The 10,416-nt window shown below is 65.5% G+C and carries 5 protein-coding genes, 1 tRNA gene and 2 pseudogenes; 6 read left to right on the forward strand and 2 right to left on the reverse strand.

Annotated features, from left to right (window positions below; genetic code table 11):
- Positions 1-109: 109 nt before the first annotated feature.
- The 3 genes from leuC (at position 110) to K0S66_RS07160 (ending at position 3,255) form a co-directional block, all read left to right on the forward strand.
- Positions 110-1,540, forward strand: coding sequence for a 3-isopropylmalate dehydratase large subunit (leuC, locus tag K0S66_RS07150; protein WP_301074649.1), 1,431 nt, complete (start codon positions 110-112; stop codon positions 1,538-1,540).
- Positions 1,541-1,664: 124 nt separating this feature from the next.
- On the forward strand, positions 1,665-2,291 hold the full coding sequence (gene leuD, locus K0S66_RS07155) for a 3-isopropylmalate dehydratase small subunit (protein WP_301074650.1): 627 nt from the start codon (positions 1,665-1,667) through the stop codon (positions 2,289-2,291).
- On the forward strand, positions 2,254-3,255 hold the full coding sequence (locus K0S66_RS07160; RefSeq protein WP_301074651.1) for an NADPH:quinone oxidoreductase family protein: 1,002 nt from the start codon (positions 2,254-2,256) through the stop codon (positions 3,253-3,255). The genes leuD and K0S66_RS07160 overlap by 38 nt, the downstream gene beginning before the upstream one ends.
- 119 nt (positions 3,256-3,374) lie before the next feature.
- Here the strand turns inward: K0S66_RS07160 and K0S66_RS07165 are convergent, their stop codons facing one another.
- Positions 3,375-7,994: an NAD-glutamate dehydrogenase domain-containing protein gene (locus tag K0S66_RS07165; protein ID WP_301074653.1), complete on the reverse strand. Its 4,620-nt coding sequence runs from the start codon at positions 7,992-7,994 to the stop codon at positions 3,375-3,377.
- A gap of 282 nt (positions 7,995-8,276) precedes the next feature.
- Positions 8,277-8,897: pseudogene (locus K0S66_RS07170) on the reverse strand (hypothetical protein); the annotation flags it as partial.
- Positions 8,898-9,057: 160 nt separating this feature from the next.
- Between K0S66_RS07170 and K0S66_RS07175 the strand changes: the two are divergent.
- The 3 genes and pseudogenes from K0S66_RS07175 to K0S66_RS07185 form a co-directional block, all read left to right on the forward strand.
- Positions 9,058-9,133: transfer RNA gene (locus K0S66_RS07175), tRNA-Thr, on the forward strand.
- A 195-nt stretch (positions 9,134-9,328) separates the two neighbouring features.
- Positions 9,329-10,084: an NYN domain-containing protein gene (locus K0S66_RS07180; RefSeq protein WP_301074654.1), complete on the forward strand. Its 756-nt coding sequence runs from the start codon at positions 9,329-9,331 to the stop codon at positions 10,082-10,084.
- A gap of 6 nt (positions 10,085-10,090) precedes the next feature.
- Positions 10,091-10,219: pseudogene (locus tag K0S66_RS07185) on the forward strand (tRNA preQ1(34) S-adenosylmethionine ribosyltransferase-isomerase QueA); the annotation flags it as partial.
- Positions 10,220-10,416 lie beyond the last annotated feature (197 nt).

Below are 10,416 nucleotides of genomic sequence, written 5' to 3' on the forward strand. Positions count from 1 at the left end.
TCCGCGACGTTTGGCTGGCGAACAGCGGTCCGTTCTGCGCAATCTTTGTGCAGAACAGCCCCGTTCGCTCTTCCATTTGTTGCGCCACTGCGGCTAAAGGCCGCCCGTCATGGCCAGTCGTCCACAAACATTGTACGAAAAGGTATGGGCTGCACACGTCGTCGAACGTCGCGGCGACGGCACGTGCCTGATCTATATCGATCGCCACCTCGTTCATGAGGTTACCAGTCCACAGGCGTTCGAGGGGCTGCGCGTTGCTGGGCGGCAGGTGCGTCGCCCGGATCTGACGCTCGCGGTTCCCGATCATAACCTGCCCACTACGGCGCGAGTGGACGATCAGGGGCGTGAGCTGCCGATCGCTGATGCCGACAGCGCGACACAATTGAGCGCGCTGCGCCGCAATGTCGCGGAGTTTGGCGTGCCTTACATCGATGCGCTCGCCGCCGAGCAGGGCATTGTCCATGTGGTCGGGCCTGAGCAAGGCTTCACCCTGCCCGGCACCACCGTCGTCTGTGGTGACAGCCACACCTCCGCGCATGGTGCGCTGGGCGCACTCGCGTTCGGCATCGGCACCAGCGAAGTGGAGCATGTGCTCGCCACTCAGACGCTGCTGCTCAGCCCGTCCAAGACGATGGAAGTCCGTGTCGAGGGCACGCTCGGCTTTGGCGTGACGCCCAAGGATGTCATTCTGGCAATCATCGGCCGGATCGGTGCGGCCGGCGGCACCGGCTATGTCATCGAATATACCGGCAACGTTATCCGCGAGATGTCGATCGAGGGCCGGCTGACCGTCGCCAACATGTCGATCGAGGCGGGTGCGCGCGCTGGCATGATCGCACCTGACGACGCCACCTTCGCTTATATCGAGGGCAGGCCGAAGGCGCCGAAGGGCGCGGACTGGGACAAGGCAGTGGCATGGTGGCGCACGCTCGTCACAGATCCCGGCGCAACCTACGATCGCACCGTCGTGATCGACGCCTCTCAGATCGCGCCTGCGCTGACCTGGGGCACCAGCCCGGAGGATGTGGTCTCGATCACTGACACCGTGCCTGAACCCGACAGCTTCGCCGATCCATCGAAGCGAGAGGCGGCGCGCAAGTCGCTTGACTATATGGGGCTGACGCCGGGCACCCGCCTGCAGGACGTGCCGGTCCAGCACGTCTTCATCGGTTCATGCACCAACAGCCGGATCGAGGATTTGCGGGCCGCCGCGGCGGTCGCGCAGGGGCGTAGCGTGGCGGCGGGCGTGCGCGCGATGGTCGTCCCCGGATCGGGGCTGGTGAAGCGGCAGGCCGAAGCGGAAGGCCTCGACCGCATCTTCACCGCCGCTGGCTTCGAATGGCGCGAGCCGGGCTGTTCGATGTGCCTAGCGATGAACCCTGACAAGGTGCCACCGGGCGAGCGATGCGCCTCCACGTCCAATCGCAATTTCGTTGGCCGACAGGGGCCCGGCGCGCGTACACATCTGCTATCCCCCGCAATGGCCGCCGCGGCAGCAGTCACGGGGCACCTCGCCGACGTTCGCGAGTTGATGGGTTAAAACAGGGGCTTGGTTACATGAAGAAGGTATTCGTCCTGTTGATCGCAGGATCACTGCTTAGCGGGGTCGCAGCCTATACCGCGATCGCCAAGCCAAGCGCGCTGGTGAAGGTACAGCAGCGCTGATGGAGCCCGTTCGTACCGTTTCAGGCAAAGCCTATCCGTGGGGCGCAAAGAACATCGATACCGATGTCATCATCCCCGCTCACTGGCTGAAAACCATCACACGCGCCGGCCTTGGCCGCGGCGCGTTCGAAACGGTGCGAGCGCAGCCGGGGAACATCTTCGACGATCCAGCCTACGCCGGCAGCCCGATCCTGATCGCGGGTGACAATTTCGGCTGCGGGTCCAGCCGCGAACACGCCGCCTGGGCATTGGGCGACATGGGCATCAAGGCTGTGATCGCGCCGAGCTTTTCGGACATCTTTTCCGGCAACGCGTTCAAGAACGGAATCGTACCCGTTGTTCTGCCGCAGGAGGCGGTGGACCGACTGATCGAGGTTGCGAAGACGCAAGAGATCACCATCGATCTTGAAACGATGACCGTGACTACGCCCTTTCAGGATCGTTTCACCTTTGAACTCGACCCATTCCGTCGCCAGTGCCTGATGGAGGGGCTGGACGAGGTCGGCCTGACGCTGGCAAGGGATACCGCGATTTCGAAATACGAGACGATGCTTGATGAGCATCGTCCGTGGATTGCGGGAGAGACGAATGCGAGCATTGCTGTCGAGGGCGCCAGGCGGACCTGAAACGCTGGAGATCGGGGAGCTTCCCGATCCCGTCGCCAAGGCTGGTGAAGTGATCGTTGCGGTGAAGGCCTGCGCGATCAACTATCCCGATGTGCTGATCATCCAGGACAAATATCAGTTCAAGCCGCCCCGCCCATTCGCGCCGGGTGGCGAGGTGTCGGGTGTCGTGGAGAGCGTCGGCGAGGGCGTGACCGCATGGAAGCCCGGCGACCGCGTGATGGGTAACACCGGCAACGGCGGCCTCGTCGAGAAGATCGCGCTGAAGGCCGACAACATCTATGCCATTCCCGACGCGCGCTCGTTCGAGGAAGGCGCCGCGATGCTGCTGACCTATGGCACGACGATCCATGCATTGGTCGACCGCGGCAACATCAAGGCCGGCGACAACCTGCTTGTTCTGGGCGCCGCCGGCGGCGTCGGTCTGGCGGCCGTTGAACTCGGCAAGGCATTCGGCGCCCGTGTCGTCGGCGCGGTCTCGAGCGAGGAGAAGGCCCAGGCAGTGCGCGATGCCGGCGCCGATGATGTGATCATCTACGGCCGTGCGCCCTTCTCCAAGGACGAGAGCAAGGCGCTGGCCGATGTGTTCAAGGAAAAGGCCGGCAAGAACGGCTTCGACGTGATCTATGACGCGGTGGGCGGCGATTATGCCGAGCCCGCACTACGCTCGATCGCATGGGAGGGCCGTTATCTGGTGATCGGCTTCCCGGCTGGCATTCCGAAGATCGCGCTGAACCTGACGCTGCTGAAAAGCTGCGACATCCGCGGCGTTTTCTGGGGCGCCCATGCCGCGCGCGAGCCGGTGAAGAACCGCGCCAGCATCAAGCAGTTGTTCGACCTTTGGGCCGAGGGCAAGATCGCACCCAAGGTGACGGAAGTGTTCCCGTTCGACCGCGGTGGTGATGCGATTGCCAAGATGGAAGGCCGCGCTGCGATCGGCAAGCTGGTGGTTCGCGTCGCCGACTAGGGCCGACGCGCCCGCGCATCAGCAACGGTGCGCTGGCATGTCGCGCATCCAGGCACCCTTGATGCTGCCACGGCATTGAAAAGCCCCTCCTCACGAAGAGGAGGGGCTTTTTTTGCGGATCAGCGACCCAGCAGAACGCGGGCTTGGCTGGCGACCTGAGCCAGCATCGCCGCGCTTGGCGCAGCGGCACCACGGGCACGGCTCACCACCGCGGAGAAGCGGGCGACAGGCGCTTCGTTCTCCGCCAGCCATGCGTCCACCGCGTCGGCATCACTGCGGCCTTCCCGCGCCAGGAAATCGAGCCGCATCTGCTCGAAATCGCGGACGAGGCCAGCCACCAGCAGGCGTTCCCACGGGTCCGCCGGCACCAGCCGCGCCGCCATTGCCTGCGCCCAGTCGATGCCCAGTGCCGCGCCGAGCCGCGTGTAAGCGCGGGTCAGGTTCGTCTCGTCGGTACGGTTCCGGCCGCTGAGATCGACGAGGCCAATCGCGCCGTCCATCTCGTGCAACCGGACGACCCGCGCCGCCAGCGTGGCAGGCGCACCCACTGCCGCCAGTGATTCCGCCATCCGTGCACTGGCGGCGCGCGCCTCCTGCAGCAGCAGTTCGCCGGCCTGTCCCTCCAGCTTGGCGACGCCGCCGCCGATCCGCTGAAGCACGTCGCCGGGCAGCGTACCCGGATCGACCACGCGCAGCAGGTCGGCGATCTGTGACCGGACGGCACGCGCCACACCTTCGAACAGCGCGAGGCGGCCGTCCTCCGACATAGCCGTGGTCTCGATGTCGCGCCACAGCGTGCCCAGGTCAAACAACCGTTCCACGACAACGAACATGGCCGCCACGTCGCTGAGCGCCGCGCCCTCCTCTTCCGCCAGCTCGAACGGATTGAGCAGGCCGATGCGGTTCACCATGCGGTTGGCCAGCTTCGTGGCGACGATCTCACCGCGCAGCTGATGCTCGTCGATCGCCTTGCCGAACTGCTCCTGCATCGCCGCCGGGAAGGCGGCACGCAGATCCGGCTCGAGCAGCGCGTCCGCGCCCAGCCCTGCCTGTTCGATCGCATCCTGAAGCGCGAGCTTCGCCGTCGACAGAAGCACCGCCAGCTCCGGGCGGGTCAGCCCGGCGCCTTCGGCCGCGCGCCGCAGCAGGTCGGCATTCGCGGCCAGCCCCTCGACGCGGCGGTCCAGCCGGCCTGCCGCTTCGAAGATCTCGATCGCGCGGACGTAGCTGGGAATGGCGCGCACGCCGCCGCGCTCGGCGATCGACAATGCTAGCGTCTGGAGGCGGTTATCCTCCAGCACGAGGTGCGCGACATCGTCGGTCATTGCACCCAGCAGCGTGTTGCGATCGTCGAACGTCAGGCGCCCTTCGGCCATCTCGCGGTTCAGCGCGATCTTGATGTTCACCTCGTTATCCGAACAATCGACGCCGGCCGAATTGTCGATGAAGTCGGTGTTGATCCGGCCACCCTTGGCCGCAAACGCGATACGCGCGGCCTGTGTGACGCCAAGATTGGCCCCCTCGCCGATCGCCGTCGCGCGCAGATCCTCCGCATCGACGCGCAGCCGATCATTGGCAGGGTCACCGACGGTGGCATTGTTCTCCGCCGCGGCCTTCACATAGGTGCCGATGCCGCCGAACCAGATAAGGTCGACGGGCGCCTTCAGGATCGCCGAGATCAGCGCCGTCGGATCAATCTCGTCGACGGTGATGTCGAGCGCGGCCTTTACCTCGGGCGTCAGGCGGATCGTCTTGGCGTTGCGCGAGAAGACACCGCCGCCGGCCGAGATCAGACCCTTGTCGTAATCCTCCCAGCTCGATCGTGGCAGCTTGAACAGCCGGTCCCGCTCTGCCCAGCTGGCTGCCGGATCGGGATCGGGATCAAGGAAGATGTGCCGGTGATCGAACGCCGCCACGATCTTCAGCGTTTTCGACAGCAGCATGCCGTTGCCGAACACGTCGCCCGACATGTCGCCGCAGCCGACCACGCGGATCGACTGGCTCTGCACGTCGACGCCGCGCTCCGCGAAGTGCCGCTGCACCGATATCCAGGCGCCGCGCGCCGTGATGCCCATCGCCTTGTGGTCATAGCCGTGGCTGCCGCCGCTGGCGAAAGCGTCGCCCAGCCAGAAGCCACGTTCCTGCGCGATCGCATTGGCAACGTCGCTGAAGGTCGCGGTGCCCTTGTCGGCGGCGACGACGAAATACGGATCCTCGCCGTCATGGACGCGCACGCCCTCGGGATGCACCACCTTGCCGGCCACGATGTTGTCGGTGATCGACAGCAGCGTGCGGATGAAGATGCGGTAGCTTTCGGTGCCTTCCGCCAGCCATGCATCGCGGTCCGCCGCCGGGTTGGGCAGCTGCTTTGGATAGAAGCCACCCTTCGCGCCGGTCGGCACGATGACGGCATTCTTCACCCGCTGCGCCTTCATCAGACCCAGGATCTCGGTGCGGAAGTCGTCGCGCCGGTCGGACCAGCGCAGGCCGCCACGCGCGACCGGGCCGGAACGCAGGTGGATACCCTCCACCCGCGGCGAATAGACCCACACTTCGCGCCACGGCAGCGGCGCCGGGAGACCCGGAATACGGCTGCTGTCGAGCTTGAACGCGAGCGCCTCGGCCGCTGCCGGCGCAAAGGCGTTGGTGCGCAGCGTTGCCGCGATCACTGCCTTGAACGCGCGCAGGATACGATCGTCGTCGATCGCCACGATCGCGTCGAGACCGGCGGCAATCTCCGCGTCGATCGCCTCGACATCGCCAGTCGCGGCGGGATCATGCGCCAGCGTGAAGCGATCGATCAGCGCCTTCGCCAGCACGGGTGCCCGGCCCAGCGCGTCGGCCACCGTCGTCAGGCCGTAAGCCATGCCCGCCTGCCGCAGATAGCGGAACCAGGCGCGGTACAGCAGCACGGCCGACGGGGTCAGGCCCGCCACCAGCATCAGCCGGTTGAACGCATCATTCTCGGCCGCGCCCTTCAGCACCGCGGTGATCGCACCTTCCAGCACCGCTCGATCGATGTTCGCGACATCGCCCTGCGGCTGGACCATGAAGTCGTGAACGAAGCTGTCGCTGTCGTCGCGCAGGCGGGTCGGCAGCTCGCCGATGACGCGGTAGCCGAAATTCTCCAGCACCGGCACGGCCTCGGAAAGCGAAAGCGCGCCGTGCGACTTGTAGATCTTCAGCCGGTGATCGTCGCCGGGTGCCGGTGGATAGATGTGCACCCCACGGTCGTGCTCGTCCGCCAGATCGGAGACGCGCAGCACGTCCTCCGCCGCTTCCTCCGCGGTCGACAGGTTACGGTAGTTGGGCGGGAAGGCACCGGCCCACCGGATGGCGAGCCGGGCCGCCCGCGCAGGGGCGATCCGCTCGGCCAGCGCGGCCTCCACATCACGCTCCCAGCCGCGCACCATCTTCTCGAGCCGGATGTCGAGCGGGGCGACGTCGGGAACGACACCTGCCTGGCGCAGGTCGATCGTGTAGCGGAGCAGCGCGACGTGGCCGTCCTCCAGCGCGATCGACCAGTTCAGGATCGACCCGTTCGCCGCCTCCGCCAGCATGTCACCGATCGCGACTCGGCGGGCGGTCGACAGATCGTCGCGCGGCACCCAGGCGAAGGCGAACAGATGCCGCCCCAGCGCCGAGCGGACCAGCACCAGCTTCGGCCGTGGCCGATCGGCAAGGCTCATCGCCGCGAGCGCCAGTTCCTCCACCGATTCCGCCGCCACGGCGGTGACCAGATCATGCGGCAGCGTCGCCAGCGCATGGGTCAATGCCTTGCCGGTGTGGCCGAGCGGATCGAAGCCCAGCTTTGCCTCCAGGTCGGACAATCGCTGCCGCAGAACGGGCACGCTGCGCGGCGGCGCGTTGAGCGCAGCCGACGTCCACAGGCCGGCATGGATCGACAGGCCGATAACCGCCGCGCCGCGCCGGATCGGGACCACCATCAGGTCAAGCGGCACACGCCGGTGCACCGGCGACAGCAGGCTGGATTTCAGCATCAGCGGCGCTGATTTGCCGCTGGTGAAATAGTCCATCGCCAAGCGCCGCGATCGCTCCGCCAGCAGCGGCGGCTCATGATCGTTACGGCTGATGCCCAGCGGCTCGCCATCGGTGCCGCCGTCCGCCAGCCAGCGTTCGTGGCCCAGCAGAGTGAAATGTCGGTCCAGGAACCAGCGGATCAGCGCGGCGCCTTCCGAATCGCCGCCGGTATCCTCGATGCTGGCGGCGTCGGCCGCCAGCGTTGCCTGCATGCGGCGCCAATCGGCCACTGCTGCTCGTACATCGGCCAGCGCGGCCGTCAGATCGTCTACCAGTTCACGTCGCTCGCGCGCATCGGCACGCTCGGTTTCGATATAGATCATGGATTCGCGGTTGCCCGCGTCGTCCACGCTTTCCAGCACGCCATCGGCGTCGCGCCGCACCGGCACCACCGGGTGAATGATCCGGTCGATCGCCAGTCCATGCGCGCCGATCATCGCGGCGATGGAATCGACCAGGAAGGGCATGTCGTCATTGACGATGGCCAGCCGCATCCGCCGTTGCGGACCCTCGCCCGGCAGCTGCTCCAGCGTGACCGCCGCAGTCCCCGCCGCGCGGGTCTGCGCGGTCGCGGCAAGGAAGGCGGCCGCCTCCATCTGCTCGTCAGGACCGAACCCGTCCAGTTCCCCGGGGAGAGCGCCCTTTGTGAGCTGCTCGGCTAGCGCTTGCGTCAGCGCCTTCATCGAAGCTTTCGACATGGCCGGGCCTATGCGCCGCCCCGCCGAATGGCTCAACCCCAGTTAAGCCGCTAAAGGCGTTATCAACAGCTTCGGGAGGAAAGCTCAGCCGATCGCCGCCGACACGCGGCCGATCAGGTCGGCGTCATCGCCCACGCCGCCGACCACGTCGAACATGCCATCACCGCGCGCCTTGGCCAGCAGCACGACCATCTGGTCCGCGGCGGAAGGAAGATCGAGCGCCAGCGTCGCGAGCGGCGCGCGAGTGGCCGTCGCCTCCATCTCGCCGCCACGCGAGGCACCCGGCCCGTCCGCCCACACAGCACCGATCACCTCGTGGCGCGGCGCCGATCGCACGGCGGCGTCGAGCTCCGCGGCGAGCATCGCCTGCTCCTCGGCGCCGACGATCTCCTTCCAGTTGATCACGCCGTACACGAAATCGATCGTGTCGCCGTTGGAGGAGAAGGGCATCAGGATGCCACGATACAGCGTGTTGTGGCCGCGCGTGCTGACGAATTCGGCCTCGAAGCCGATCGGCGCGCGGTTCGCGATGATCTTCAGATAATGGTCGGTCAGGCGCGACAGCAGCGAGCGCGCCGGCACCTGGCCGATTCGGGTGATCGCGCGGTCGACGCCGCATTCCTCACGCAGCGCGTCGCCCAGGAAGGTGATGACGGGATCATCGAGCCCGCTGGTAAAATCCAGAAGCACGCCATGCGCGCCGAAATCCATGTTGCCGGCCGGATCGAGCGCATCGATCAGCGGATAGGCGCTACCCTTCAGCAGCGACACCCAGTGATTGTAGGCGCGCACATGCATGCGCCGCTCATCAGCGCCGATCGCGATCGTCGCTTCGCCGATCCCGCCATCGGTGGGATCATTGCCCCGATCTGCGCCAGACCGATCCACGCCGCGGATATCCATGCCACCATCCCTTTGGACCTGTTGTCCGACCATCATTGTGCCCCGACCATGGTAAAGAGGGCGTAAATACGCCGCAACACATGCCCGCCGCGACGGCCACTTGCGCCATGCGGCAACCCCTGCTAGGCGCCCGCTTCCAGCGCGCTCGCCAGAGCGCCGTGCCGCTTTAGCTCAGCTGGTAGAGCATCGCATTCGTAATGCGGGGGTCACAGGTTCGAGTCCTGTAAGCGGCACCACCTTCTTTATGGCACTTCCACAAGGGAAACGGCGGCGACTGAAGCGAAAGCGCTTTGGCTTGGGAGCCCACGTGGGTCCTCGCTGGGACGTCTTTCAGTAGGATGGACCAGCGCCAGTAAGGGCACCTGACCGTCGCATTGATTATGCGCGCACAATCGAAACCGGTCGTTAGTTCGACGCTTCTAAGACGCGGCATGGCAAGTGAACATGACCGTCCTCTGAAGCTCGCGATCCTGATCGATGCCGACAACGCATCGCCGCGGGTCCTGCAGGGGCTGTTTGAGGAGGTGGCGTCCATCGGCGAGGCGAGCGTCCGCCGCATCTACGGCGATTTCTCGGGCATGCGGTTGAAAGGGTGGTCCGACGTTCTGTCCTCCTACGCCATCGTGCCTCACCAGAACTTCGCAAACACAACGGGGAAGAATGCGTCCGACATCGCCCTGGTCATCGATGCGATGGACCTGCTTCACACGGGTCGCTTTGATGGCTTCTGCCTCGTCTCATCAGACAGCGACTTCACGAGGTTGGCTTCCCGCATTCGCGAACAGGGCGTTGATGTCTACGGCTTCGGCGAGCGAAAAACGCCGGAGAGCTTTCGGAAGGCGTGCAAGCGCTTCATCTACACAGAGAACCTTGCTCCGGTGGTGAAGCCGGAGACGCCCCTACCTTCGGTTGAGAACACGGCAGCGGCAGAGCCTGCATCGTCGAAGCAGCCTCCTAGCGCTGCCGCCGGCCACATCCGGACCGCGTTGAGCCAACTGGAAGATATGAATGGCTGGTACTCTCTCGGGGCAGTCGGCGCGCGCGTTTGCGCGCTGATGCCTGACTTCGATCCTAGAACTTACGGTTGTTCGAAGCTGGTGACGTTGATCGAGAAACTCGGCACATTCGAAGTCAGGCGAGACAACCTAGTTGTTTACATACGCGCAAAGGGATTCCCGGAGTCCTGATAGCGAAGATCGACGTTGTTCGTGATGGTATCGACCCTTATGGGGCTCGATAGGATAAAAGACGCCTACGCCCACGCCATCGATAATGGCTCGTGTTTCTACTCTTGCAGCTACGCGTCGCTGCTCTTTCGATAGCGTACCTTCCAGTGGGTAGCCGGCGGGTGACTTCCGGAAGAGCCTTCCCTTCTAGCGTGTCAGACTTGGGACGATGGCCGGGAGTGGGCCGGTAGTCTATGACGTGCTCCCCAAAGCTCTACCAGTCATAACTGGAGTCCGGGGTTGGTATGGTGCCCCTCGGGGCGGTGTTGCACAACCCGCCTGGCAGCATCGAC

This window comes from Sphingomonas sp. (assembly GCF_029239295.1).
In the GTDB taxonomy this organism is placed as follows: Bacteria; Pseudomonadota; Alphaproteobacteria; order Sphingomonadales; family Sphingomonadaceae; genus Sphingomonas.